Origin of the sequence: Plantactinospora siamensis (genome assembly GCF_042434095.1) — a bacterium.
Taxonomy (GTDB): Bacteria; Actinomycetota; Actinomycetes; order Mycobacteriales; family Micromonosporaceae; genus KBS50.
This window is the reverse complement of the sequence record NZ_JBHLUE010000004.1, coordinates 849,327-874,021: the sequence shown is the minus strand read 5'-3', so window position 1 is coordinate 874,021 and position 24,695 is coordinate 849,327. Positions and strand designations below refer to the sequence as shown.

The window sequence follows — 24,695 nt, the reverse complement described above, 5'->3', positions numbered from 1 at the left end:
TCGATGACCAGCACCCTCCCGGCGCCGTCCGGCGGCGCGCCGACCAACGCCCGGCCCAGCACCGTGGCCGAAGGCGACTTCAAGGTGGCGGATCTGTCGCTCGCCGCGTTCGGACGCAAGGAGATCCAGCTCGCCGAGCACGAGATGCCCGGCCTCATGGCCATCCGCCGGGAGTTCGCCGAGCAGCAGCCGCTGCGCGGCGCCCGGATCACCGGCTCGCTGCACATGACGATCCAGACCGCCGTGCTGATCGAGACGCTGGTGGCGCTCGGCGCGCAGGTCCGGTGGGCGTCCTGCAACATCTTCTCCACCCAGGACCACGCGGCCGCGGCCATCGTGGTCGGCCCGGAGGGGACCCCGGAGGCCCCGGCCGGCGTTCCCGTGTACGCCTGGAAGGGCGAGTCGCTGCCGGAATACTGGTGGTGCACCGAGCAGGTGCTGACCTGGCCGGACGGGGACGGCCCCAACATGATCCTGGACGACGGCGGCGACGCCACGCTGCTGGTGCACAAGGGCGCCCAGTTCGAGAAGGCCGGCGCCGTGCCGGCCGTGGAGAGCGCCGACTCCGAGGAGTACGCGGTCATCCTCGAGGTGCTGCACCGCTCGATCGGCGAGGACAACCAGCGGTGGACCCGGATCGCCGCGGGCATCCGCGGGGTCACCGAGGAGACCACCACGGGCGTGCACCGGCTGTACGAGATGCAGCGGGACGGCACCCTGCTCTTCCCGGCCATCAACGTCAACGACTCGGTCACGAAGAGCAAGTTCGACAACAAGTACGGCTGCCGGCACTCGCTCATCGACGGCATCAACCGGGCCACCGACGTGCTGATCGGCGGCAAGATGGCGGTCGTCATGGGCTACGGCGACGTGGGCAAGGGCTGCGCCGAGTCGCTGCGCGGCCAGGGCGCCCGGGTCGTGGTCACCGAGGTCGACCCGATCTGCGCGCTGCAGGCGGCCATGGACGGCTACCAGGTGGCCACCCTGGACGACGTGGTGGAGCGGGCCGACATCTTCGTCACGGCGACCGGCTGCTTCAACGTGATCACCAACGAGCACATGGCCCGGATGAAGCACCAGGCGATCGTCGGCAACATCGGCCACTTCGACAACGAGATCGACATGGCCGGGCTGGCCAAGCGGTCGGACGTGACCCGGGAGAACATCAAGCCGCAGGTCGACCTGTGGCGCTTCGAGGACGGCCACGCCATCATCGTGCTGTCCGAGGGGCGGCTGCTGAACCTCGGCAACGCCACCGGGCACCCGAGCTTCGTGATGTCGAACTCCTTTGCCAACCAGACGATCGCGCAGATCGAGCTGTTCACCAAGGGCGACCAGTACCCGCTCGGCGTGCACGTGCTGCCCAAGCACCTGGACGAGAAGGTGGCCCGGCTGCACCTGGGGGCGCTGGGCGCTCGGCTGACCGAGCTCACCAAGGAGCAGGCCGGCTACCTGGGCGTGCCGGTGGAGGGCCCGTACAAGTCGGAGCACTACCGCTACTGATCCGCGTACACCCGGGTGACGGGGGCCGGCTGGACGTCCAGCCGGCCCCCGTTTTCATCCGCCGGCCCGGCCCGCCTCACCCGTTAGGAAGGGCCCCTTCCTATACAAAAAGCGATAACAGGGGGCCCTTCCTTTCCTGGGGGAGGGGGCTTGCGCGCCGGGGCCGGGCAGAAGGTAGGCTGCCCTAACTAAGGGATGCCTTACCTACTTAGCTGCGGAGTGCGGATGTTCGCCACCTACCTGATCGGCCTGCGCGAGGGCCTCGAGGCCACGCTCGTGGTCAGCATTCTCGTGGCCTTCCTGGTCAAGTCCCGGCGCCGGGAGCGGCTGCCGCAGGTCTGGCTGGGGGTGGGGCTGGCCGTGGCGCTGTCCGTGCTGTTCGGCGCGCTGCTGACGTACACCAGCACCACGCTGCTGCAGACCTCGGCCCAGCGGGAGCTGTTCGACGCCGTCACCTCGGTGCTGGCCGTGGCGTTCGTCACCTGGATGATCTTCTGGATGCGCCGGGCGGCCCGCTCGATCGCCGGGGAGCTGCGGGGCAGGCTGACCGACGCGCTCGCCCTCGGCGGCTGGGCCGTGCTCGGCATGGCCTTCCTGGCGGTCGTCCGGGAGGGGCTGGAGACCGCGCTGATCTTCTTCTCCGCCGCCCAGACCGTGGGCGGCGACCTCGGCCCGCTGCTCGCCCTCGTCGGCGGCATCCTGACCGCCGTGGTGCTCGGCGTGCTGCTCTACGCCAGCGCCGTGCGGATCAACCTGAGCACGTTCTTCACCTGGACCGGGGCGCTGCTCATCCTGGTGGCCGCGGGCATCTTCAAGTACGGCGTGCACGACTTCCAGGAGGCCGGGGTGCTGCCCGGGCTGCGCGACCTGGCGTACGACGCCTCCTCCTGGCTCGACCCGAGCTCGTGGTACGCGGCGCTGCTGTCCGGGATGTTCAACATCACGCCGGCGCCCACCGTGCTCGAGGTGATCGCCTGGATCGCGTACGGGATCCCGGTGCTGATCCTGTTCCTCCGGCCCAGCCGGCCGCAGCCCGCCGCCACCGTCCCGGCCACCGGGAGTCCGGCGACCGACAGCCCGGCCGCCGGGAGTCCGGCGACCGACAGCCCGGCCGCCGGGAGTCCGGCGACGGACAGCCCGGCCACCGACAGCGCGTCCACCGACCGTCCGGCCTCCGCGCCGCAGAACGTCTGATCTCCCGGGAGCCACTCGATGCGTACTCTGAGAATCACCGTGCTCGGCGTGGCCGGCGCCCTGGCCGCGGCCGGCCTGACCGGCTGCGCCGACGACAAGCCGGAGCAGGCCGGCTCGTCGTCGGGCAGCGCGATCACGGTCAAGGCCAGCGACACCGCCTGCGAGGTGTCCCGCACCGAAGTGCCGGCCGGCACCCACACCTTCACGGTGCGCAACTCCGGCGGCAAGGTCACCGAGTTCTATCTCTACGGCGCCGGCGACCGGGTGATGGGCGAGGTGGAGAACGTGGCACCGGGCCTGAGCCGCGAGCTCAAGGTCGAGCTGTCGTCCGGGACGTACCAGACGGCCTGCAAGCCGGGGATGGCCGGCGACGGCATCCGGGCGGCCTTCACGGTGACCGGCTCGGCCGCGCCGGTTGCGGCGGACGCCGCGCTGGCCGGGGCCGCGGCGGACTACCAGCGGTACGTGCGCAGCCAGACGGCCGCCCTGCTCGACAAGACCGCCGAGTTCGTGGCCGCCGTCAAGGCCGGCGACGCGGCAAAGGCCAAGGCGCTCTACCCGGTGGCCCGCACCTACTGGGAGCGGATCGAGCCGGTGGCGGAGGTCTTCGGCGACCTCGACCCGAAGATCGACGGTCGGGCCGACGTGGTGGATGAGGGGATGGAGTTCACCGGCTTCCACCGGCTGGAGAAGGACCTGTGGACCACCGGGGACATCAGCAAGGCCGGCCCGATCGCCGACCGGCTGCTCGCGGACGTCAAGGAGATCGTGGCCCGGGCCAACGCCGAGAAGCTCACCCCGCTGCAGCTGGCCAACGGCGCCAAGGAGCTGCTCGACGAGGTGGCCAGCAGCAAGATCACCGGTGAGGAGGAGCGCTACTCGCACACCGACCTGTGGGACTTCCACGCCAACGTCGAGGGGTCCAAGGCGGCCGTCGCGGCGCTCCGGCCCGCCCTGGAACGGCGCGCTCCGGAGCTGGTGAAGACGCTGGACCAGGAGTTCGCGAACGTGGCCGCGGCGCTCGACAAGCACCGCGTGGGCGACGGCTGGCAGCCGCAGAACAAGCTGTCCCAGGCCGAGCTCAAGGATCTCTCCGACGCGGTGAACGCGCTGGCCGAGCCGATCAGCCGGATCGCCGGCGCGGTGGCCGGAAAGTAGCGGGCCGGACGGGAGGGTCGGGATGGGCATCCGGAGGATCACCCGGCGCCGGGCCATCGCCCTGGCCGGCGTCGGCGCGGCCGGGGTGGCCGGCGCGGCCGGCGGGGTCGGCGCGATGGCGTACGCGCAGACCCACGACCGGGAGGACGGCGCGGCCACCGGCGCGGTGCCGTTCCACGGCGCCAACCAGGCCGGCATCGTGACCCCGGCGCAGGACCGGCTGCACTTCGTGGCGTTCGACGTGCTGACCAGGGACCGCGACCGGCTGGTGGAGATGTTGCGGCAGTGGACCGCCGCCGCGGCCCGGATGACCGCCGGCCGTGACGCCGGAACGATCGGCGCGGTCAACGGCATCCCCGAGGCGCCCCCGGACGACACCGGGGAGGCGCTGGGCCTGCCGCCGTCCGGGCTCACCATCACGGTCGGCTTCGGGCCGACCCTGTTCCGGGACGCGTCCGGGCGGGACCGGTTCGGGCTCGCCGCCCGGCGGCCGGCGGCGCTGGCCGAGCTGCCCCGGTTCGCCGGCGACGCGTTGCGGCCGGAGATCTCCGGCGGCGACCTGTGCGTGCAGGCGTGCGCCAACGACCCCCAGGTGGCCGTGCACGCCATCCGCAACCTGGCCCGGATCGGGATGGGTGTGGTCTCGGTGCGCTGGTCCCAGCTGGGCTTCGGGCGCACCTCCTCCACCTCCCGGGACCAGGCCACCCCGCGCAACCTCTTCGGCTTCAAGGACGGCACGGCCAACCTCAAGGCCGAGGACACCGACCTGCTCCGCGACCACCTCTGGGTCTTGCCGGGCGACGGGCCGGACTGGATGACCGGCGGCTCGTACCTGGTCACCCGCAAGATCCGGATGACGGTGGAGACCTGGGACCGCAGCTCGCTGGCCGAGCAGGAGGCGGTGGTCGGCCGTACGAAGGGCGCCGGCGCGCCGCTGGGGCGGACCGCCGAGTTCGACGAGCCGGACTTCGCGGCGACCGGGGACGACGGGCAGCCGGTGATCCCGGTCGACTCGCACGTCCGGCTGGCCCACCCGGACACCAACGGCGGGGCCCGGCTGCTGCGGCGGGGCTACAACTTCGTGGACGGCTCGGACGGGTTGGGGCGGCTCGACGCCGGCCTGTTCTTCATGGCGTACCAGCGGGACCCGCGGCGGCAGTTCGTGCCCATCCAGACCCGGTTGTCCCGCAATGACGCCATGAACGAGTACCTGCGGCACGTCTCCAGCGCCATCTTCGCCTGCCCGCCCGGCGTCCGGGACGCGGCGGACTTCTTCGGCGCCGCGCTCTTCCGCTGACCTGCCGGATCGGCTCGGCGGAGCTTGCGGCGGCGGGGCGGTGGTCCGGGTCAGCGGGTCGGCCGGCCGGGATGCAAATATTGGAGCCATGAGAGCCCGGGTCCTGGTGGTCGATGATGATCCCGCGTTGGCGGAGATGCTTGGCATCGTGCTGCGCAGCGAGGGGTTCCTACCCTCGTTCGTGGCCGACGGCGAGCGCGCCCTCGCCGCCTTCCGGGAGGGCCGGCCGGACATCGTGCTGCTCGACCTGATGCTGCCCGGCATGAGCGGCATCGACGTGGCCAGGGCGATCCGCACCGAGTCCGGGGTGCCGATCGTGATGCTCACCGCCAAGAGCGACACCGTCGACGTGGTCCTGGGGCTGGAGTCCGGCGCCGACGACTATGTGGTCAAGCCGTTCAAGCCCAAGGAACTGGTCGCCCGGATGCGCGCCCGGCTGCGCCGGGGCGAGGACGCCGCGCCGGAGATGCTGGCCATCGGGCCGCCCGGCAACCAGATCACCATCGACGTTCCGGCGCACACGGTGAGCCGCAACGGCGAGGAGGTCAAGCTCACCCCGCTGGAGTTCGACCTGCTGGTGGCGCTGGCCCGCAAGCCTCGGCAGGTGTTCACCCGGGAGGTGCTGCTCGAGCAGGTCTGGGGCTACCGGCACGCCGCGGACACCCGGCTGGTCAACGTGCACGTGCAGCGGCTGCGGGCCAAGATCGAACCCGATCCCGAGCGACCCGAGATCATCCTTACCGTTCGGGGCGTGGGCTACAAGGCGGGCACCGGATAGCCTGGGAGCACTGTGCTGACCAGGCCCTCGATCACCATGTCGCCGGCGGCCGCCCGAGCCCGGGCGGCCGTCCGGGAGTTCCGGCGCGGCGTGCTGCGGCGCGGCCTGACCGTGGCCGGGCAGCTGCACGGGACGTGGCGGCGGTCGTTGCAGTTCCGGGTGGTGACGATCACCCTGGTGGCGTCCAGCCTGCTGGTGGGCGGCTTCGCCTACCTGGTGGCCGACAAGATCACCAACATCCTCCTGGACAACGCCACGGCGGACGTACGGGACCGGCTGGCCAACGGCCGGGACTACGCCACCGGCCAGATCGGGGTGCACACCCGCGCGTACGAGCCGAAGCTGAGCGCCACGATCGCCGAGACGGTCGACTACCTGGCCTTCGGCGGACCGCAGGGTACGAGCGGCGTCGTCGTGGTGATCACCGCCGACAGCTTCCCGTCGTTGATCGTCGCGCAGTCCTCGCCGCAGGTGCGGTTCGAGCCGATGCTGAGCCAGGACCTGCGCCGCAGCGTCGACGCCGGCAACGTCGCGTCGCAGATCCGCACCGGCTCGCTGGGCGGCGGGCCGACCACCAAATACCTCGTCTACGGCTCGCCGGTGCGGACCCGCTTCGGCCAGCTGGAGCTCTACTACCTGGTCCCGCTGACCCGGCAGGACGAGATCGCCGGGCAGGCCCGCACCACGGTGCTGGCCACCGGCGCGGCCCTGGTGCTGCTGCTCGGCCTGCTGGCCGCGCTGGTCACCCGGCTCGTGGTCAAGCCGGTCCGGGTGGCGGCCAGGACGGCGCAGCGGCTCTCGGCCGGGCTGCTCGACCAGCGGATGGTGGTGAACGGCGAGGACGACCTCGCCCTGCTCGCGGCGTCGTTCAACCAGATGGCCACCAACCTGCAACGGCAGATCGTCCGGCTCGAGGAGATGTCCCGGTTGCAGCGGCGGTTCACCTCGGACGTCTCGCACGAGCTGCGGACGCCGCTGACCACCGTACGGATGGCCGCCGACCTGATCTTCTCCGAGCGCGAGGAGTTCGATCCGGCCGTGGCGCGCAGCGCCGAGCTGCTCCAGGCCGAGCTGGACCGGTTCGAGAGCCTGCTCACCGACCTGCTGGAGATCAGCCGGTTCGACGCCGGCTTCGCGGTGCTGGACGTCGAGCCCACCGATCTGGCCCCGATCGTGCTGCGGGTGGTCGATCAGCTGACCGGGCTGGCCGAGCGGGTGGGCGTACCGGTCGAGGTGAGCGTGCCGGAGGCGCCCGTGATCGCCGAGGTGGATCCGCGCCGGGTGGAGCGGGTGCTGCGCAATCTCGTCGGCAACGCGGTCGAGCACGGCGAGGGGCGGCCGGTGTACGTGGTGCTCGGCGCCGACGAGACGGCTGTGGCGGTCACCGTCCGGGACCGCGGGGTCGGGCTGAAGCCCGGCGAGGAGAAGCTGGTCTTCAACCGCTTCTGGCGGGCCGACCCGTCCCGGGCCCGGCAGACCGGCGGGACCGGGCTCGGCCTGTCGATCAGCCTGGAGGACGCGCGGCTGCACGGCGGCTGGCTGGAGGCGTGGGGCGGCTCCGGGCAGGGCGCCCAGTTCCGGCTCACCCTGCCGGCCCGGGCCGGCGACCGGCTGACCTCCTCGCCGCTGCGGCTCGTGCCGGTGGACGCCGAGGTGCTGGCCCCGCCGCCGGTGGGCAGCCAGCGGCTGGCCGTCGGCCCGGGCAGCGGCGGCGCCCTGGCCATCGGCCCGGCGCCGGATCCGGCGCCCAGGCCCGACCGGGCGGAGGCGCGGCCGTGACGCGCCGGCGGCTGGTGGCCCTGGTCGCCGCGCTGGCGCTCGGCGCCGGCATCGCGGGCTGCGGCATCCCCGCCGACACCGACGTCAAGGTGGACGGCCCGGGTCCGCCCCCGTTGGCCGGCACGGCCGGCGGCGACGACGCGGAGCCGCCGGGCGCGAAGGACACGACGGTGCCGGGGGAGTTCGTCCACAACTTCCTGCTGGCCCCCGCGGGCGAGGCCGGCACGACGGCCGTGTACGACCGGGTCAACGGTTACCTGGCCCCGGGGAGGCACCGCAGCAAGCCGCCCGGCGAGGTCAAGATCATGGTTGTCCGGCCGACCCAGTTGATCCCCGAGGACGTGCAGGGTGGCCCCAACGGCATCCAGGTGAAGGTGCCGGTGCTGCCGGTCGGCGTGCTGGACGCCGACGGGACCATCGCGCCACCTCCGGCCGGCGCGCCGACGTCGTACACCTTCACGCTCATCCGGGTCGCCCGGGACGATCCGAGCCGGGCCGACGCGACGCAACTGGCCATCGAGAACCCACCGCCCGGCCTGGTGATGAGCACCGAGGCGCTGTCCAACTACTACCAGGCCCGGTCGGTCTACTTCTGGAGCGCCGACGGCGCCGCGCTGGTGCCCGAACAGCGTTACCTGCCCCGGACCGTCCCGGCCGAGCGGCGGGCCACCGAGGTGGCCGGCTGGTTGAACGACGGGCCCGCGGACTGGCTGCGCCCGGCGGCCCAACCGCTTCCCGACGGGCTGCGGCTGACCGGCAACGTGGCCGAGAGCGACGACGTGCTCAGCATCAACATCTCGGCCACCACCGGCGGCGACGCCCAGGAGGGCCAGCTGCGCCAGCTGGAGACCCAGCTGGCCTGGTCGATGCGGGACCTCGGGGCCAGCCAGTTCCAGCTCCGGCTCCGCAACTCGAGCCGGCCGCCCGTGCTGGCCGACGAGCGGCGCCGGCTGTTCCCGCTGTACGCCCTGGACGGACACGAACAGCGGTTCTGCGTCTACAACGGCCAGATCCGGGCGCTGTCCGGGGCGCCCGCCGAACAGCCGCCCCCGGCCGTGCCGGTTCGGCCCGAGCAGAACCGGGGCATCGACTCGGCCGGCGTGCTGCGGGTCGGCGCCGGGGTGGCGGTGGCCGTGGTCACCGGCACCGCCGGGCGGTACCGGCTGGCCACCGGGCTCGGGCCGGGTCAGGTCGAGCTGAAGCACACCAGCCAGAGCACGTACGCCTCGATGAGCCGCCCGGTCTGGCTCAAGGGCCCGGACCCGGCCCACCCGCTCGGGCTCGTGGTGGCGGCCGGCAGGCTGTACCGGTTTGGCGTCGACGGGCGGCTCACCGCCGTCCCGGTGCCGGCCACGAGCGGCGCGGTGACCGCGGTGGCCGCCGCGCTGGACGGCCGCCGGCTCGCCGTGATCGTGGGCGGCGCGGTGTCCGTCGTGCCGCTCACCGTCGACGGCGCCGCGCTGACCCTCGGCGACGCCCGCCAGGTCCCCAGCTCGCTCAGCTCGCCGACCGCGCTCGACTGGGTGGGCGAGAACGACCTGGTGGTGGCCGGCACCCGGGCCGGACAGAGCGGGACCATCGACCAGATTTCGATCGACGGCGCGGTGAGCATCGGCCAGCTGCTCACGGCCGGCGCCCCGGTGACCCGGATGACCGCATACCCGGAGAACCCGCTGTCCTCGTCCCTGGTGAGCCGGTACATGTACGAGGTGAACGGGCAGGGCTGGGCCAACCGGTTCTCCAACAACGTCCGCATCCCGGCCGGCGACGTCGTGGGCGACGCCATCGCGGGCGCCGTCCCGCGGGCGCCGTTCTTCCTCTACTGACCGCCGCTGGCGACCCCTTCCGCCGACCAGCGTCACGACCGCCCGCCCGGAGGACCGATGCGCACGGACCAGCTGCTGGGCGCGCTGACCGATCTCGTCCTGCCGGCCGCGTGCGCGGGCTGCCGGGCCGCCGGCGCCCCGCTGAGGTCCGGCGTCTGCGCCGGCTGCGCGGCCCTGCTGGACGGGCTGCGCCCGGGACCGGTGCGTCCCAGCCCGGCGCCGGCCGGCCTGCCGCCCTGCACGGCGCTGGGCGGGTACGCCGGCGCGCTCCGGGAGGTGCTGCTGGCGTACAAGGAACGGGGGCGGCACGGTCTGGGCAGACCGCTCGGGTTCCTGCTGGCCGAGGTGGTGGCCGCGGCGGTCCGGAGCCCGCGCCCGACGGTGCTGGTGCCGGTCCCCACGACGATGCGCGCGGCGCGGGCCCGGCACGGCGACCACCTGACCCGGATCGTCCGGCCCGCCGTGCGTCGGCTGCGCGCGGCCGGCTGGCCGGTGACGGTGGCCCGGCCGGTGCGCGCGCTGCCCCGGCCGGACTCCGCGGAGCTGGACGCGGCCGGGCGGGCCGAGGCCGCCGCGGCGGGCTTCCGGCTCCGTCCGATGAGCGTCAGTCGGTTACCGAGGGTGGTGGCCGGTCACGCCGTGGTAGTGGTGGACGACATCGTCACCACCGGGTCGAGTATCGCGGCAATTGCCAAGTTGCTCAACGATTGCGACGTGACAGTAGATGCCGCGGCGGTGCTCGCCGCGACGGTCCGACGGGGCCGAGCGTGACTCTGCGTGCTGCCCATTTCACCTAATCGTGCGCTTCCCGCAAAAGTTCTCGAAAGGGTCTTGGCAACTGGGGGTGACTGGGGGGCGAACAGAGGTTAGCGTCTTTTCAACCGGGGAAGGACGAGCCCAACCCACATCCCCGGGGCTGGGAGGAGGCGCAACCGCAGTTGACCGGTCGCCGCCGAATGGGAAGCCCAGGGGGTCTTCTGGCGACCGGATTTTCTCTTTGCAGACCATCCGCACGTCTGGAGGTCACGCGTGGATATCGTGGTCAAGGGTCGCAACGTCGAAGTGCCGGATCACTACCGGACGCACGTCGCCGAGAAGCTCGCGAAGATTGAACGTTACGACCACAAGCTCATCCGGATCGATGTCGAGCTCTTTCACGAACGCAATCCGCGACAGTCGGACAACTGCCAGCGCGTGGAGATAACCTGCGTCTCCCGCGGCCCCGTCGTGCGCGCCGAGGCGTGCGCCAAGGACTTCTACGCGGCGCTGGACTGCGCCATCGCCAAGCTCGATGCCCGCCTGCGCCGCGCCGCCGATCGGCGGCGGGTGCACCGCGGCCGCCGCGCGCCGGTCTCGGTCGCGGCCGCCACGGCCGGCCTGCGGGTCGCCGACTTCGACACGTCGACGCCGGTCGCGGCGAACGGCAACGGCCGGTCCGGCGGGACCGCCACCCTCACGGCCGAGGCCGAGCCGGGATCCGACTACGAGTACGACGACCAGCCGTGGCACATCGCCCGGGAAAAGGTGCATCCGGCCGAGCCGATGACCGTCGACGACGCGCTGCACAACATGGAGCTCGTCGGCCACAACTTCTACCTGTTCCTGGACAAGGAATCGGGCCTGCCCAAGGTCGTCTACCGGCGCCGGGCCTACGACTACGGCATCATCGCCCTCGCCTCCTGACGTGCAAGGAAGGGCCCCTTCTTATCGCTTTCTGTATAGGAAGGGGCCCTTCTTAACTAGGACGGCCCGTCGAGCAGGTCCTCGGGAAGGAGGCTGGCGGTCCAGGCGTCGACCCGGTGTCCCCGGTGGGCCAGCGCGGCCCGCTGGGTGCCCTCGAACCGGAAGCCCACCTTCTCGGCCGCGCGGCGCGACGCCGCGTTCCCGACGTGTGCCTGCCACTCGATGCGGGCCAGGTCGAGCGAGGTGAAGCCCCAGGCCGCGAGCGCGGCCAGCGCGGCCGGCAGGTGGCCCCGGCCGCGCGCCTCGGGCCGCATCATGAAGCCCACCGTGCCCGTCTGCGGATCGGTCGGGCGGATCCGTAGGTCGATGGAACCCAGATAGTCGTTCCACCGGTCGGTCACCGCGAAGTAGGCGGCCGTGCCGTCGCGCCAGGCGGCAACAGCCTTTCGACGTACGAAGTCCTCGGCGTGTGCCCGGCTGTATGGATCGGGCACCGTCGTCCAGCGGATCGTCTCCGCATCCCGGCAGGCGGCAACGATTCCGTCCAGGTCCTGCTCGGCGAGCTGTCGCAGGCGCAGTTCGCCGCCCGGGGCCGCGGCGAACAGCTCCGGCTGCGAGCGGCCGAACACGGCCGCGCGGCGGGCGGTCAGTGAGCCCGGCCCGTACGGGCCGTCCCGGCCGTCGGCCGGCGCGTCGGGCGGCGGCACCTCGCCGGGGAGCAGCGAGCCCACCCAGCCGTCGTCGGTGCCGCCCGCGTGCGGCGCCACCAGCCGGAGCCGGCCGTCGACCCGGAACCCGGACCGCAGCGCCACCAGCCGGGACGCGTGGTTGCCCACCTCGGCCTGCCAGACCAGCCGACGGACGCCGAGCGTCTCGAAGGCCCACCGGGAGATTGCCCGGGTGGCCCGGACCGCCACGCCCCGACCCCGCGCCCAGGGCGCGGTCCAGTAGCCGACTTCGGCGGAGCGCCCACGCCGGCTGATGCTCATCATCGAGCAGGCGCCGAGCAATTCGCCGGTGTCCGCAGCGCAGACCGCGAACGGCGCTCCCGTCCCGCCCGCCCAGGCCGCGGGCGCGGACTCGGCGACGAACCCGTGGGCATCCTCCGGCCGGTACGGCGCAGGAACGGTGGTCCAGCGCTGGATCTGCGGATCCTGGCAGGCCCGCAGCACGTCCGGGGCATCCGTGGGCAGCCAACCGCGCAGCGTCAGCCCGGCCTCGATGATCTCCGGGGGCTCCATCCGCCCATCCTCACCCACACCCGCCGCCGGCCCGTACCGGATTCCCAGTCGCCGTGTTGATCATGAAGTCAACCGGCGGAATGGAGATCATCCGTCCGGTCAACTTGATGATCAACCGGGGCGGATTCGCGCTGGGCGTAACCCGAATGGTCCGGTGCGGGGCGCCGATCGGGGCGGAATGTCGGGTTCGCCGGATCCGACTGCCCGGCGGGGCTGACCGCCGCCCCGGCGGAGCGCCTACGATGGATTGGCAGAGACTCTAGGGAGCGTTGATCCGTGTCGATTCTGGAAAAGGTCCTTCGCGCCGGCGAGGGTCGGATGTTGCGTCGGCTCAAGGCCATCGCGGCTGCCGTCAACTCGATCGAGGACGACTATGTCGACCTGACCGACGCCGAGCTGCGGGGGATGACCGACCAGTTCCGTGCGCGGCTGGCCGACGGCGAGACCCTCGACGACCTGCTGCCCGAGGCGTTCGCGGTGACCCGCGAGGCGGCCTCCCGGGTGCTCGGCCAGCGCCCGTACGACGTCCAGGTGATGGGCGGCGCGGCGCTGCACTTCGGCAACATCGCCGAGATGAAGACCGGTGAGGGCAAGACGCTGACCTCGGTCATGGCGGTCTACCTCAACGCGCTCTCCGGCAACGGCGTGCACGTGGTCACCGTCAACGACTACCTGGCCCAGCGCGATGCCGAGTGGATGGGCCGGGTGCACGAGTTCCTCGGCCTCACGGTCGGGGTGATCCTGCCCAACCGGCCCGCCGCCGAGCACCGGGCCGCCTACGAGTGCGACATCACCTACGGGACGAACAACGAGTTCGGCTTCGACTACCTGCGCGACAACATGGCCTGGTCGGCCGACGACCTGGTCCAGCGGGGCCACAACTTCGCGGTGGTCGACGAGGTCGACTCCATCCTCATCGACGAGGCCCGGACCCCGCTGATCATCTCCGGTCCGGCCGAGCACTCCGCGCGGTGGTACAGCGAGTTCGCCCGCGTGGTCGACCGGCTCCAGCCCGGCAAGGACGGCGAGGGCGACTACGAGGTCGACTACTCCAAGCGGACCGTGGCGATCACCGAACGCGGCGTGACCAAGGTCGAGGACCGGTTGGGCATCGACAACCTCTACGAGTCGGTGAACACCCCGCTGGTGGGCTACCTCAACAACGCCATCAAGGCCAAGGAGCTCTACAAGCGCGACAAGGACTACATCGTCAACGAGGGCGAGGTCCTGATCGTCGACGAGTTCACCGGGCGCATCCTGCACGGCCGCCGCTACAACGAGGGCATGCACCAGGCCATCGAGGCCAAGGAGGGCGTGGAGATCAAGCAGGAGAACCAGACTCTTGCCACGATCACCCTGCAGAACTACTTCCGGCTCTACGAGAAGCTTTCCGGAATGACCGGTACGGCGCAGACCGAGGCCGGCGAGTTCAACAAGGTCTACAACGTCGGCGTCGTGACCATCCCGACGCACCGGCCGATGGTCCGGGCCGACCGGCCCGACGTGATCTACAAGACCGAGAAGGCCAAGTTCAACGCGGTCGTCGAGGACATCGCCGAGCGGCACAACCTGGGCCAGCCGGTGCTGGTCGGCACCGTGTCGGTGGAGAACTCCGAGGTGCTCTCGCAGCTGCTGCGCCGCCGCGGCATCCCGCACTCGGTGCTGAACGCCAAGTTCCACGCCAAGGAGGCCGAGATCGTCGCGCAGGCCGGCCGCAAGGGCGCGGTCACGGTGGCGACCAACATGGCCGGCCGCGGTACGGACATCCTGCTGGGCGGCAACCCGGAGTTCCTGGCCGCCAGCGAGCTGCGGCAGCGCGGGCTGGACCCGATCGAGCACGGCGACGACTACGTCAAGGCGCTCGAGGAGGTCCTGCCCAAGTGGAAGGAGGCCTGCGACGCCGAGGCCGACGAGGTCACCGAGGTCGGCGGCCTCTACGTGCTGGGCACCGAGCGGCACGAGTCGCGCCGGATCGACAACCAGCTGCGCGGCCGGTCCGGCCGGCAGGGTGACCCCGGCGAGTCGCGGTTCTACCTGTCGCTCCAGGACGAGCTGATGCGGCGGTTCCGGGCCGGCGCCGTCGAGGCCGTGATGGAGCGGTTCAACATCCCCGAGGACGTCCCCATCGAGTCCAAGATGGTGACCCGGCAGATCAAGAGCGCCCAGGCCCAGATCGAGGGCCAGAACGCCGAGATCCGCAAGAACGTCCTCAAATACGACGAGGTCATGAACAAGCAGCGCAAGGTGATCTACGCCGAGCGCAAGCGGGTGCTCGACGGCGAGGACCTGCACGGGCAGGTCCAGGACATGATCGACGACGTGGTCGGCGCGTACGTCACCGGCGCCACCTCGGAGGGATACCCGGAGGATTGGGACCTCGAGCAGCTCTGGTCCAGCCTCAAGCAGCTGTACCCGATCGGCGTGACCATCGAGGACGTCGAGGAGGAGGCCGGCGGCGAGCGCAACAGCATGGACGCCGACTTCCTGCTGGAGCGCATCAAGGAGGACGCGCACGCCGCGTACGCGCGACGGGAGGAGGAGCTGGGCAGCGAGGCCATGCGCCAGCTCGAGCGGATGGTCCTGCTCCAGGTGATCGACCGGAAGTGGCGCGAGCACCTGTACGAGATGGACTACCTCCAGGAGGGCATCAGCCTGCGGGCGTACGCCCAGCGCGACCCGGTGGTCGAGTACCAGCGCGAGGGCTTCGACATGTTCGCCACCATGATGGACGGGATCAAGGAGGAGACCGTCGGTTTCCTCTACAACCTCGAGGTCCAGGTGGAGGAGCCGGAGCCGGCGCCGGCCGAGGAGGTCAAGCTCCTCGACCAGCCGGTGGAGATCCGGGCCAAGGGCCTGAACCAGGCCCCGCGCAGCCAGGGCCTGCAATACTCGGCGCCCACCCTCGACGGCCCCGAGGCGCCGGCCGGCGGGCCCGGTGGGGCGGGTGTCCGCCGCGCCGAGCCGCAGCCCCAGGCCCCGGCGCTCGGGCTCGGCGGCGATGCGCCCGTGCCGCCGCCCACCAACCGGCGGGCCGTCCAGCCCGCGCCGGTGGGTACGGCCGCGGCCAGCAACGGCCCGTCCCGCAACGCGCCGTGCCCCTGCGGGTCCGGCCGCAAGTACAAGCGCTGCCACGGGGCGCCGACCCCCAACTGACGCACGCCCCGATACGGCCCCGACCCGCCTGAGCGGGCCGGGGCCGTTCCGGTGTCCGGGCCGGGAGCGCACGATCCGGCCCCACGGTGCCGGCTTGAGCGGGCCGGGGCCGTCCTGGTGGTCCGGGCCGGGAAGGCGCGATCCGGCCCCACGGTGCCGGCTTGAGCGGGCCGGGGCCGTTCCGGTGTCCGGGCCGGGAGGGCACGATCCGGCCCCCCGGTGTCGGCTTGAGCGGGCCGGGGCCGTTTCGTGTCGGACCGGGGTGAGGGCCCGGTCCGGCCCGCGGTGCCGGCCTGGCTGGACGGGGGGCGTCGCCTTCGATTCGGCCGGCCCGGCTACCGGAGCTGCCAGGATCCCGGCCGGACTCAGAGCAGGTCGATGGTGGCGCTGAGCCACCGCCCGGCGCGCCGCTCCAGCCGCAGGGCCATGGCCCAGCTGCGGTCGCCCCGGCCCAGCACGGCGGCCACCTCCGCGACGCCGGGCGCCGGCTCGCAGACCCGTACCGCGCGAATCCGCAGCGGAGCGTACCGGCGGCCCGACGGGTTGGCCGGGTGGGCCAGCCGTCGGGTCGCCGCGGTGAGGCAGTCGGTCAGGGTGAGCACGGCCGTGGGGGCGCAGAGCCGGCGCACGTGCCCGATCGGTCGGTGGCCGTCGAGGATCTCCAGGCAGGAACCGAGCACGTGCCGGGCCGCCCGGCGCGCCTCCTGGCTCGCCCCCATGGTGCCCGCGCCGGGCGACCCGCCCGTGCCGGGCGTCCCGCCCGCAGCGGCCGGTCCACCCGCAGTGGCGGGGGCGGGGGCCAGGGATGTCGTGACCCCCGCCCCGGCCCCGCGGACGCTCACCGCGCCTGCCGGCGGCGGCGTGCCAGCGGAGGCCGCAGTCGCGCCCCGGTGACCGGCCGCGCCGACCCGTTGTCCGGACGCGGTGTTGCGCGGCCGCCCGGCTCCCGGCCGCGGGCCGGCGTTCCGTCCGGCCGCGCCGAGGTCCAGGGCGAGCTGGCCGGGCGGTTCGCGCCACCAGGCGTACGGCAGGGACTCGTCCTCGAAGGGCGGGTCGAGCGGCGGGACCGGGCGCACCCGTACGGCCGCTCGGGTTCGGGTCGTCGTCCGTGCCGGCGCCATCTCGACCACCTCAGCCATGATCTTGCGTTTGCTTTCGTTTGCCTCCGACAGCATCAAGTTTCGCCCGGGGATCCGGTTAGGTCAATGCCCCGGCGCGGGCCGGCGGGCGGGCGGAGACGTCGCGTGTTCGTCCCTGCGCGCGGCGGTCCGTCGTCGCCGGGGAGTGGGTGGGGTTCGGGGCCTACTCGGACTCGCGCTCCGTGAGCGGGTTGTGCCGCACCCAGTCGGCCGTCTCGGCGTACTTGTGCTGGATGTACTCCTCCAGCCGCGCCCGTTCCACCCGCCACTGACCACGGCCACCGATCTTGATGGCGGGCAGCTCGCCGCTGCGTACCATGTGGTACACCTGCGAGTCCGAGACGTTCAGTTCGGCCGCGACGTCGGACAACAACAGGAACCTCGGCTCCACTGGCGCTCTCCCGGTGGTGGTCGTTGGCTCAGTTTGCCACCGTTCGCCTCCGATGATGACACGGCCCGACCGGAAGCCGCCGGGCGCGCCGCAGCACCGCCGCCCGCCGCCGGGCGCCCGGCGCGATGTCGGCACCGGCGCGATGGCGGCCCCGGCGCGCCGGTCGGGCCCTCCGGTGCCCCGGGGTGTATGACGGGAGCGAGGCCGGGCATGATCGGCGTGCGGCCGGCCCGGCCGCCCGAGATGGCGAGCGGAGACGATGGCGATGACGGATCAACCCGTCCGGGTGTACGTGCCGGCCACGGTGCCGTTGCTGGTCACGCTGCGCGGCGGGCAGCTGGCGGTGTCGGCCGGCCACGCCGTCACGCCCGGGCTGCGCGAGTGGTACGCCGAGGGCGACGAGGAGGAGCTCGAGTACGTCGCCTTCACCCGGGCCGCCCAGGAGGCGCTGCGGCTGCTGCGGGCCGATCCCGGCGCGCCCCGCCGTCGGGTGGTCATCTCGGCCGACCTGCCGCCCGGCGCGGCCCGCCCGGCCGGAGGCGAGCTGGGCGACAGCGCCGTGCGGCTGACCGGTCCCGTGCCGCTCGCCGCGGTGGCGGCCATCCACGTGGACGGCGCGGACGCCGCGGCCGACGTGGCGGCCGCGGCCGAGGTGGCGGAGGCGGCGCTGGCCGGTGACCCGGACGCTCAGTTCACGGTGGACACGGTCGAGGACCACGAGCTGGAGTGGTACGACGTCTCGGAGCTCGACACGCTCCTCTGAGCCGGGCCGGGCCCCGCGCTCCGGCAGGCGTTAAGAAGGGGCCCTTCCTATACCGAAAGCGATAACAAGGGGCCCTTCCTTACACTTCGTCCCGGCTCATGGCTTCCCACTCGGTGTTCCGGTCGGGGTCGCGGGACGGCGGCTGGGCGGCGGGTTCGGCCCGGTCGCGCGGCGGCGCGGGCCGGCGGCGGGGGGCCGGCGGCGGATCCTCGGTCTCGGCCTCGGCGGCGGGCCGGAGGGTGCGGCCGAAGGCGATCATCGAGACCAGGGCGCCGAGGAACAGCACGCTGAGCCCGTGCACCACCCGGGACCCGCCCAGCAGGCCCTGCGCGGCCCGGTCCGCCTCGCTCAGCTGGCCGGCGAGCCGGAGCAGCCGGCCGCCGGCGGTCCAGATGAGCACCTCGGCGATCAGCAGGAAGGCGCCCGGACCGGCCCCGGCGGCCAGATAGCCCGGCCAGCGCGCCGGCCGGTGCCCGGGATCGCCGGCGGCGGCCCGCCGGTCCGCGAGGCTGAGATACCGGTACGCGGTCAGCCCGGCCACCAGCCCGCAGACCACCGAGAGGGTGCGGGAGAACCAGGTCAGCGCGGTCAGCTGGGAGGTGATGCTGTCGTCCGACCCGTACAGCCCGGTGATCTCCCGCTGGAAGTAGCTCAGCGCGAACGTGGCGGCCGAGACGGCCAGCGCCGCTGTCACGACGGCGCCCACCAGCGGCGTGCGCAGCGCGGCCACCGCGCCGCCGATGACCGTGGCCGCCGCCACCGTCCCGGCGAGCACGGCCACCACCGAGTCGTCCCCGTTGCCCAGGCTCACCGTCACGGCGGCGACCAGGCCCACCAGCACGCCCGCGCCGACGGCCCCGAGCGTCCGTGGCCAGGGCCGGCGGATCCCGCGGCGGGCCAGCAGGTCGACCACCAGGAGGCCCACGGCCGCGCCGGACACCAGGCTCGCCGAGATGACGCCGGGCAGCGCGTACGCGGCCGAAAAGATCGCCGTGGTGCCGCCGTTGGCCGACATGGCCACGTGCGTCGACCAGAGCATGGCGGTGAGCCAGGCGATCGCCAGCAGCGCCAGCGCGGGCGCGCCGGGCGCCGTACCGGATCCGCCGGCCGTGTGGGCGGTCTCGGAGCTGCCGGGCTTCGTGCTCATCGTCTCCCTCTGCGGCGGTTCCGCGCGGATGTCTACCCGCCGAGGGTACGCGGTGCCGCTGGGCGCCGGACCCGCTGGACTGTGGGCCGAACCCGCTGGACTGTGGGCCGGCCGGGTGGGCGTGGGAGGATTGGCGAAGGTCCCGCCCGTCGCGCGAGGCGGCACGACCACCACGCGCGGCGTACGGTGCCCGGTTCATCCGACCGGGGCCGGCGGGTCCGATTTCGCCACCGCAGCCGAGATCGCCTGGAGCTGGAATGGACGCCGTCTTCTCCGTACCCGAGCCGCGCAACGAGCCGGTCCACGACTACGCGCCCGGCAGCGCCGAGCGGAAGCGCCTGCAACGGCGCATCGAGGAGCTGTCCGCCGACCGGATCGACCTGCCGATGACCATCGCCGGCGAGACCCGGATGGCCGGCGGGGACCGGATCGACGTGGTGCAGCCGCACCGGCACGCGCATGTGCTGGGAATCACCGGGCACGCCACGCATGCCGACGCCGAGGCGGCCGTACGGGCCGCCAAGGAGGCGGCGCCGGGCTGGCGGGCGCTGCCGTTCGCCGACCGCGCGGCCGTCTTCCTGCGCGCCGCCGACCTGCTCGCCGGCCCCTGGCGGGACACCCTCAACGCGGCCACCATGCTGGGCCAGTCGAAGACGGCCATCCAGGCCGAGATCGACTCGGCCTGCGAGCTGATCGACTTCCTCCGCTTCAACGTCGCGTTCGCCCGGCGGCTGCTGGCCGAGCAGCCGGCCTCCTCGCCCGGCGTGTGGAACCGGTTCGATCACCGGCCGCTCGAGGGGTTCGTCTACGCGATCACGCCGTTCAACTTCACGGCCATCGCCGGCAACCTGCCCTCGGCCCCGGCCCTGCTCGGCAACACCGTGGTGTGGAAGCCGGCGCCCACCCAGCAGCTCGCCGCGCACTTCACGATGCGGCTGTTCGAGGCGGCCGGCCTGCCGCCCGGTGTGATCAACATGGTGACCGGGCGCGGCGAGGAGGTCTCCGACGTCGCGCTGGCCGACCCGGACCTGGCCGGCATCCACTTCACCGGTTCGACCAAGGTCTTCCAGCAGCTGTGGCGGACGGTCGGCGACAACATCGACCGCTACCGCGGCTACCCGCGGCTGGTCGGCGAGACCGGCGGCAAGGACTTCGTGGTGGCGCACCCCAGCGCCGACGTGGACGCCCTGCACACGGCGCTGATCCGAGGGGCCTACGAGTACCAGGGGCAGAAGTGTTCGGCCGCGTCCCGGGCGTACGTCCCGCGGTCGCTGTGGGAGGGCGGCCTGCGCGACCGGCTGGCCGCCACCGCCGACTCGCTGCGGTACGGCGACGTCACCGACTTCACCAACTTCGGCGGCGCGGTCATCGACGCCAAGGCGTTCGCCCGGCACACGGCGGCGCTGGACATGATCTCCAACGACCCGGCCTGCCGGATCCTGGCCGGCGGCACGGCTGACGACTCCGAGGGCTGGTTCGTCCGCCCGACGCTGTTCGAGAGCACCGACGCGGCGCACGAGTCGTTCACCACCGAATACTTCGGGCCGATCCTCGGGGTGCACGTCTTCGACGACGCCCGGTTCACCGAGACCGTCGCGCAGGCCGAGTCGGTGGCGCCGTACGCGCTGACCGGGTCGATCTTCGCCACCGACCGGCGGGTGATCGACGAGGTGAGCGAGCAGCTCCGGTACGCCGCGGGCAACTACTACATCAACGACAAGCCGACCGGGGCGGTCGTCGGGCAGCAGCCGTTCGGCGGCGCCCGGGCCAGCGGCACCAACGACAAGGCCGGCTCCTGGCACAACCTGGTGCGCTGGACGTCGCCGCGGACGATCAAGGAGACGTTCGTGCCGGCGACGGACCACACGTACCCGCACATGGGCTGAGGCACGACGATCATGAGGGCGCCCGCGGCCGGAACCGGCCGCGGGCGCCGCTGCTTCACGGTGTGGAGGCTTATCGCGCCGTTACGGCCCGTTTGACCGAAAAATAGCCTAGAGTACGAAGATCCGTTGCCGGCTGGGTTCGAGCGCCGGTCGCACCCGGCGCCGAGACATCGATAGTCCTCAACCGACAGTCGCCCGCAGACAGTGCACTGTGGAGAGCAGATCGGGCGGATCAGGCCAAATCCTGGACGCCGGGTCCACAAAGTGGCAGCGTAGAGGCCATGGCGGAAACAGCAATCAACCCGACGGCCGCGGCACTGCTCGGGCTGCTCCACGAGGGACCGATGACCGGCGGCCAGTTGATGGCGGCCGCCGAGCGCCGGCTCGCCCCGTACTGGTCGATGACCCGCAGCCAGGTCTACCGCGAGCTTCCGGTGCTGGCCGACCAGGGCTACGTCCGGCTCGGCAGGCCGGGCCCCCGGTCCAGCCAGCCGTACGCGATCACCGCGTCCGGCAAGCGGGTCTTCTCCCGCTGGCTGAACGAGAACCCCGGCCGGGACACGCTGCGCAACCCGACCGCCCTGCGGGTGGCGTTCGGCCCCCAGCACTCGGCCAACCAGCTCAAGTCGCTCTATGAGAGCGCCAACGACTACCACGCCGAGGCGCTGGCTGCGGCGCGCGAGCAGGCCAAGGACGCCAAGAAGTCCGGCGACCAGTACGGCGCCGCCGCGCTGGAGTTCGCCGTTCAATACCACAAGGCCGCCCTGTCCTGGCTGAAGAGCGCCCCGACCCGGTGACCGTCGACACAACCCGGCCCCCCACCCGCCATGCCGGGTGACCGGGTTCGACGCGCGGGCACGTATTGTTGATGGTTGTGACACCTGCCGACATCTCCGACCAGCTCCGGGACCTCGACGCCACGCTGCGGAACATCGAGGCCGTCCTCGACCTCGACAAGCTCCGCCAGGACAAGGCCGCCCTGGAGCAGGAGGCCTCCGCCCCCGATCTCTGGGACGACCAGGGCCGGGCGCAGGAGGTGACCTCGCGGCTGTCGTACGTCAATGGTGAGATCGCCAAGCTGGAGAGCCTGCGCAGCCGGCTGGACGACGCCCGGGTGCTGCTGGACCTGGCCCAGGCCGAGGACGACGCGGGCACGCTGGCCGAGGTGGAGACCGAGCTCACCCGGCTGGCCAAGGCCATCGAGGAGATGGAGGTCCGCACCCTGCTCTCCGGGGAGTACGACTCCCGGGAGGCGCTGGTGGCCATCCGGGCCGGCGCCGGCGGGGTGGACGCGGCCGACTTCGCCGAGATGCTGCTGCGGATGTACCTGCGCTGGGCGGAGCGGCACGGCTATCCGACCGAGGTGTACGAGACCTCGTACGCGGAGGAGGCCGGCCTCAAGTCCGCCACCTTCGCGGTGAAGGTGCCCTACGCGTACGGCACGCTCAGTGTCGAGTCCGGCACCCACCGGTTGGTGCGGATCAGCCCCTTCGACAACCAGGGCCGGCGGCAGACCAGCTTCGCCGGGGTCGAGGTGCTGCCGGTCACCGAGCAGACCGACCACATCGACATCCCCGAGAACGAGATCCGGGTCGACGTCTACCGGTCCTCCGGGCCGGGCGGCCAGAGCGTGAACACCACCGACTCGGCGGTGCGGCTCACGCACATCCCGACCGGCATCGTGGTCACCTGCCAGAACGAGAAGTCGCAGTTGCAGAACAAGGCCTCGGCGATGCGGGTGCTGCAGTCCCGGCTGCTGGAGCGCAAGCGCCAGGAGGAGCAGGCCAAGCTGGAGGGCCTGCGGACCGACGCGGCGGGCTCGTGGGGGGACCAGATGCGCTCGTACGTCCTGCACCCGTACCAGATGGTGAAGGATCTGCGCACCGAGCAGGAAACGGGCAATCCGAGCTCGGTCTTCGACGGCGAACTGGACAGCTTCATCGAGGCGGGCATCCGGTGGCGCAAGCAGCAGCAGCTCGCCGTTGACGCCGGGTGACCGACTCGTCGCGCCGCACGGTTCGATGAGGACGACAAATTTCGCCTAGCTGACAACATCGGGCAGCGACCGGGCACCGGACTTGGCGTTTCCGTTACACCGCGTAGACTCACCACCCGTGATTCAGCTCGAGCAAGTGACGAAGACGTACCCGAAGGCGTCCCGCCCCTCGCTGGACAACGTGTCGGTTGGGATCGAGAAGGGTGAGTTCGTCTTCTTCATCGGTCCATCAGGTTCTGGCAAGTCCACGATCATCAAGCTGCTGCTGCACGAGGTCACGCCCAACAAGGGCAAGGTCGTCGTCAACAGCCGCGATGTCACCTCGATGCGTTCGTGGAAGATCCCCCACTTCCGCCGCTCGATCGGCTGCGTCTTCCAGGACTTCCGCCTGCTGCCCAACCGCACCGCGTACGAGAACGTGGCCTTCGCCCTGGAGGTGATCGGCAAGACCAAGGCGGTCGCCCGCCGGGTCGTGCCGGAGGTTCTCGAGCTCGTCGGCCTCGGCGGCAAGGAGCACCGGTACCCGCACGAGCTCTCCGGTGGTGAGCAGCAGCGGGTGGCGGTGGCGCGGGCCTTCGTCAACCGGCCGCTGATCCTGCTGGCGGACGAGCCGACCGGAAACCTGGACCCCGACACGTCGATCGAGATCATGCGGCTGCTCGACCGGATCAACCGGACCGGCACCACCGTGGTCATGGTCACGCACGACTCGAACATCGTGAACCAGATGCGTCGGCGCGTCATCGAGATCGAGAGCGGGCGGATCGTGCGCGACCAGGCCCGCGGCGTCTACGGCTGAGCCGCTGGCCGCACCGCCCCCCGCTTCGACCACGAACGATCCTCTGCGGAGATCCGGAAGGAACCCCCCGATGCGCTTGAAGTACGTCATGTCCGAGGTGCTCGTCGGACTCTGGCGCAACGTCACCATGACGATCGCGATGATCATCACGATGGCGGTGTCGCTGACCATGCTGGGTGCCAGCGGCCTGATGTTCCTTCAGGTCAACAGCATGAAGGACTTCTACTACAGCAAGATCGAAGTCGCCATGTTCCTGAACCAGGACGCGACTCAGGAACAGAAGGACGGCATCAAGACCAAGCTGGCGAGCGACCCCCTGGTCAAGGACTACATCTTCGAGTCCCGCGGCGAGGCGTACACGAAGTTCAAGGACATGTACCGGGACGCCCCCGACCTGGTCGGCGCCGTGAACGAGAACCAGCTGCCGGAGTCGTTCCGGGTGCGGCTCAAGAACCCCGAGCAGTTCACCCAGATCTACGACAAGTACAAGGGCACGGCCGGGGTCGACCAGATCATCGACCAGCGCAAGCTGCTCGACAAGGTCTTCAAGATTCTCGGCTCGGTCCGGAACCTCGCGCTCGGCGCCGCGGCGTTGATGGCGCTGGCCGCGCTGCTGCTGGTGGCGAACACCATCCAGGTGGCCGCGTACAGCAAACGGCGCGAGGTCGCCGTGATGAAACTCGTCGGCGCGTCGAACTGGTTCATCCAGGCGCCATTCGTGCTGGAGGCGGTGGTGGCGGGCCTGATCGGTTCGCTCCTTGCCTTCGGCCTGCTGGCGATCTTCAAGGGGCTGCTGTTGGACGGGTCGCTGCACGACCTCACCAACCTGCTCACCCAGATCGAGTGGAGCAGCGTGCTGCTGATGTTCCCGGTGATGGCCGGCGTCGGCTGCCTGGTCAGCGCGGTCACCGCCTGGATCACGCTCCGGTTCTACCTCCGGGTGTAGCGCTGCCTCGGGCTGG

20 protein-coding genes are annotated in these 24,695 nt (G+C 72.0%); 16 read left to right on the top strand and 4 right to left on the bottom strand.

The genetic code is table 11. From position 1 onward, the window contains the following. Window positions 1-3 precede the first annotated feature (3 nt). The 9 genes from ahcY to hpf all read left to right on the top strand — a co-directional run bounded on the left by ahcY (window position 4) and on the right by hpf (window position 11,218). On the top strand, window positions 4-1,503 hold the full coding sequence (ahcY, locus tag ACFFHU_RS08890) for an adenosylhomocysteinase (RefSeq protein WP_377337224.1): 1,500 nt from the start codon (window positions 4-6) through the stop codon (window positions 1,501-1,503). Between the two features lie 225 nt (window positions 1,504-1,728). After that, the gene (gene efeU, locus ACFFHU_RS08885; RefSeq protein WP_377337223.1) at window positions 1,729-2,697 is read left to right on the top strand and encodes an iron uptake transporter permease EfeU; all 969 of its coding nucleotides are present in this window, start codon (window positions 1,729-1,731) and stop codon (window positions 2,695-2,697) included. 18 nt (window positions 2,698-2,715) lie between these two features. Next, window positions 2,716-3,855: an iron uptake system protein EfeO gene (gene efeO / locus ACFFHU_RS08880; RefSeq protein WP_377337222.1), complete on the top strand. Its 1,140-nt coding sequence runs from the start codon at window positions 2,716-2,718 to the stop codon at window positions 3,853-3,855. Window positions 3,856-3,877: 22 nt separating this feature from the next. Further along, window positions 3,878-5,152, top strand: coding sequence for an iron uptake transporter deferrochelatase/peroxidase subunit (gene efeB / locus ACFFHU_RS08875; RefSeq protein WP_377337221.1), 1,275 nt, complete (start codon window positions 3,878-3,880; stop codon window positions 5,150-5,152). 88 nt (window positions 5,153-5,240) lie between these two features. Continuing rightward, the gene (mtrA, locus tag ACFFHU_RS08870; RefSeq protein WP_377337220.1) at window positions 5,241-5,930 is read left to right on the top strand and encodes an MtrAB system response regulator MtrA; all 690 of its coding nucleotides are present in this window, start codon (window positions 5,241-5,243) and stop codon (window positions 5,928-5,930) included. Window positions 5,931-5,966: 36 nt separating this feature from the next. Further along, complete coding sequence (gene mtrB / locus ACFFHU_RS08865) at window positions 5,967-7,709, top strand: MtrAB system histidine kinase MtrB (protein ID WP_377337287.1); 1,743 nt, start codon at window positions 5,967-5,969, stop codon at window positions 7,707-7,709. Further along, the gene (locus tag ACFFHU_RS08860) at window positions 7,706-9,535 is read left to right on the top strand and encodes an LpqB family beta-propeller domain-containing protein (protein ID WP_377337219.1); all 1,830 of its coding nucleotides are present in this window, start codon (window positions 7,706-7,708) and stop codon (window positions 9,533-9,535) included. The genes mtrB and ACFFHU_RS08860 overlap by 4 nt, the downstream gene beginning before the upstream one ends. Before the next feature lie 57 nt (window positions 9,536-9,592). Continuing rightward, window positions 9,593-10,306: a phosphoribosyltransferase family protein gene (locus ACFFHU_RS08855; protein ID WP_377337218.1), complete on the top strand. Its 714-nt coding sequence runs from the start codon at window positions 9,593-9,595 to the stop codon at window positions 10,304-10,306. Window positions 10,307-10,564: 258 nt separating this feature from the next. Continuing rightward, the gene (hpf, locus tag ACFFHU_RS08850; RefSeq protein ID WP_377337217.1) at window positions 10,565-11,218 is read left to right on the top strand and encodes a ribosome hibernation-promoting factor, HPF/YfiA family; all 654 of its coding nucleotides are present in this window, start codon (window positions 10,565-10,567) and stop codon (window positions 11,216-11,218) included. A 56-nt stretch (window positions 11,219-11,274) separates the two neighbouring features. Here the strand turns inward: hpf and ACFFHU_RS08845 are convergent, their stop codons facing one another. Then, window positions 11,275-12,459 carry a GNAT family N-acetyltransferase gene (locus ACFFHU_RS08845; protein WP_377337216.1) on the bottom strand — a complete coding sequence of 395 codons (1,185 nt, stop codon included), beginning with the start codon at window positions 12,457-12,459 and terminating at the stop codon, window positions 11,275-11,277. Window positions 12,460-12,735: 276 nt separating this feature from the next. Between ACFFHU_RS08845 and secA the strand changes: the two genes are divergently transcribed. Then, window positions 12,736-15,612: a preprotein translocase subunit SecA gene (gene secA / locus ACFFHU_RS08840; RefSeq protein ID WP_377337215.1), complete on the top strand. Its 2,877-nt coding sequence runs from the start codon at window positions 12,736-12,738 to the stop codon at window positions 15,610-15,612. Window positions 15,613-15,977: 365 nt separating this feature from the next. On the opposite strand, the gene ACFFHU_RS08835 is transcribed toward secA, so the two are convergent. Both ACFFHU_RS08835 and ACFFHU_RS08830 read right to left on the bottom strand, forming a co-directional pair. Next, window positions 15,978-16,751, bottom strand: coding sequence for an Rv3235 family protein (locus ACFFHU_RS08835; RefSeq protein WP_377337214.1), 774 nt, complete (start codon window positions 16,749-16,751; stop codon window positions 15,978-15,980). Window positions 16,752-16,914: 163 nt separating this feature from the next. Then, window positions 16,915-17,142 (bottom strand): helix-turn-helix transcriptional regulator, encoded by a 228-nt coding sequence (locus ACFFHU_RS08830; protein ID WP_377337213.1) that lies wholly within the window; start codon window positions 17,140-17,142, stop codon window positions 16,915-16,917. A 265-nt stretch (window positions 17,143-17,407) separates the two neighbouring features. Between ACFFHU_RS08830 and ACFFHU_RS08825 the strand changes: the two genes are divergently transcribed. Continuing rightward, the gene (locus tag ACFFHU_RS08825; protein ID WP_377337212.1) at window positions 17,408-17,905 is read left to right on the top strand and encodes a DUF6912 family protein; all 498 of its coding nucleotides are present in this window, start codon (window positions 17,408-17,410) and stop codon (window positions 17,903-17,905) included. A gap of 79 nt (window positions 17,906-17,984) precedes the next feature. On the opposite strand, the gene ACFFHU_RS08820 is transcribed toward ACFFHU_RS08825, so the two are convergent. Then, a complete protein-coding gene (locus ACFFHU_RS08820) occupies window positions 17,985-19,052 on the bottom strand; it encodes a hypothetical protein (RefSeq protein ID WP_377337211.1) in 1,068 nt (355 codons plus the stop codon). Between the two features lie 257 nt (window positions 19,053-19,309). On the opposite strand from ACFFHU_RS08820, the gene pruA reads away from it, so the two are divergent. The 5 genes from pruA to ftsX all read left to right on the top strand — a co-directional run bounded on the left by pruA (window position 19,310) and on the right by ftsX (window position 24,679). Then, on the top strand, window positions 19,310-20,938 hold the full coding sequence (gene pruA, locus ACFFHU_RS08815) for an L-glutamate gamma-semialdehyde dehydrogenase (protein ID WP_377337210.1): 1,629 nt from the start codon (window positions 19,310-19,312) through the stop codon (window positions 20,936-20,938). Window positions 20,939-21,219: 281 nt separating this feature from the next. Continuing rightward, window positions 21,220-21,735 carry a helix-turn-helix transcriptional regulator gene (locus ACFFHU_RS08810; protein ID WP_377337208.1) on the top strand — a complete coding sequence of 172 codons (516 nt, stop codon included), beginning with the start codon at window positions 21,220-21,222 and terminating at the stop codon, window positions 21,733-21,735. Between the two features lie 77 nt (window positions 21,736-21,812). Beyond that, window positions 21,813-22,934, top strand: a complete 1,122-nt coding sequence (gene prfB / locus ACFFHU_RS08805) for a peptide chain release factor 2 (RefSeq protein WP_377337207.1) — start codon at window positions 21,813-21,815, stop codon at window positions 22,932-22,934. A 118-nt stretch (window positions 22,935-23,052) separates the two neighbouring features. Beyond that, window positions 23,053-23,733, top strand: a complete 681-nt coding sequence (gene ftsE, locus ACFFHU_RS08800) for a cell division ATP-binding protein FtsE (RefSeq protein WP_377337206.1) — start codon at window positions 23,053-23,055, stop codon at window positions 23,731-23,733. 70 nt (window positions 23,734-23,803) lie between these two features. After that, the gene (ftsX, locus tag ACFFHU_RS08795) at window positions 23,804-24,679 is read left to right on the top strand and encodes a permease-like cell division protein FtsX (protein WP_377337205.1); all 876 of its coding nucleotides are present in this window, start codon (window positions 23,804-23,806) and stop codon (window positions 24,677-24,679) included. Window positions 24,680-24,695: the final 16 nt, after the last annotated feature.

What these genes read in the sequence shown, in the direction of transcription:
- ahcY (WP_377337224.1), top strand. Translation starts at nt 4, where the DNA reads ATGACCAGCACCCTCCCGGCGCCGTCCGGCGGCGCGCCGACCAACGCC.
- efeU (WP_377337223.1), top strand. Translation starts at nt 1,729, where the DNA reads ATGTTCGCCACCTACCTGATCGGCCTGCGCGAGGGCCTCGAGGCCACG.
- efeO (WP_377337222.1), top strand. Translation starts at nt 2,716, where the DNA reads ATGCGTACTCTGAGAATCACCGTGCTCGGCGTGGCCGGCGCCCTGGCC.
- efeB (WP_377337221.1), top strand. Translation starts at nt 3,878, where the DNA reads ATGGGCATCCGGAGGATCACCCGGCGCCGGGCCATCGCCCTGGCCGGC.
- mtrA (WP_377337220.1), top strand. Translation starts at nt 5,241, where the DNA reads ATGAGAGCCCGGGTCCTGGTGGTCGATGATGATCCCGCGTTGGCGGAG.
- mtrB (WP_377337287.1), top strand. Translation starts at nt 5,967, where the DNA reads ATGTCGCCGGCGGCCGCCCGAGCCCGGGCGGCCGTCCGGGAGTTCCGG.
- ACFFHU_RS08855 (WP_377337218.1), top strand. Translation starts at nt 9,593, where the DNA reads ATGCGCACGGACCAGCTGCTGGGCGCGCTGACCGATCTCGTCCTGCCG.
- ACFFHU_RS08845 (WP_377337216.1), bottom strand. Translation starts at nt 12,459, where the DNA reads ATGGAGCCCCCGGAGATCATCGAGGCCGGGCTGACGCTGCGCGGTTGG.
- ACFFHU_RS08835 (WP_377337214.1), bottom strand. Translation starts at nt 16,751, where the DNA reads ATGGCTGAGGTGGTCGAGATGGCGCCGGCACGGACGACGACCCGAACC.
- ACFFHU_RS08825 (WP_377337212.1), top strand. Translation starts at nt 17,408, where the DNA reads ATGACGGATCAACCCGTCCGGGTGTACGTGCCGGCCACGGTGCCGTTG.
- ACFFHU_RS08820 (WP_377337211.1), bottom strand. Translation starts at nt 19,052, where the DNA reads ATGAGCACGAAGCCCGGCAGCTCCGAGACCGCCCACACGGCCGGCGGA.
- pruA (WP_377337210.1), top strand. Translation starts at nt 19,310, where the DNA reads ATGGACGCCGTCTTCTCCGTACCCGAGCCGCGCAACGAGCCGGTCCAC.
- ACFFHU_RS08810 (WP_377337208.1), top strand. Translation starts at nt 21,220, where the DNA reads ATGGCGGAAACAGCAATCAACCCGACGGCCGCGGCACTGCTCGGGCTG.
- ftsX (WP_377337205.1), top strand. Translation starts at nt 23,804, where the DNA reads ATGCGCTTGAAGTACGTCATGTCCGAGGTGCTCGTCGGACTCTGGCGC.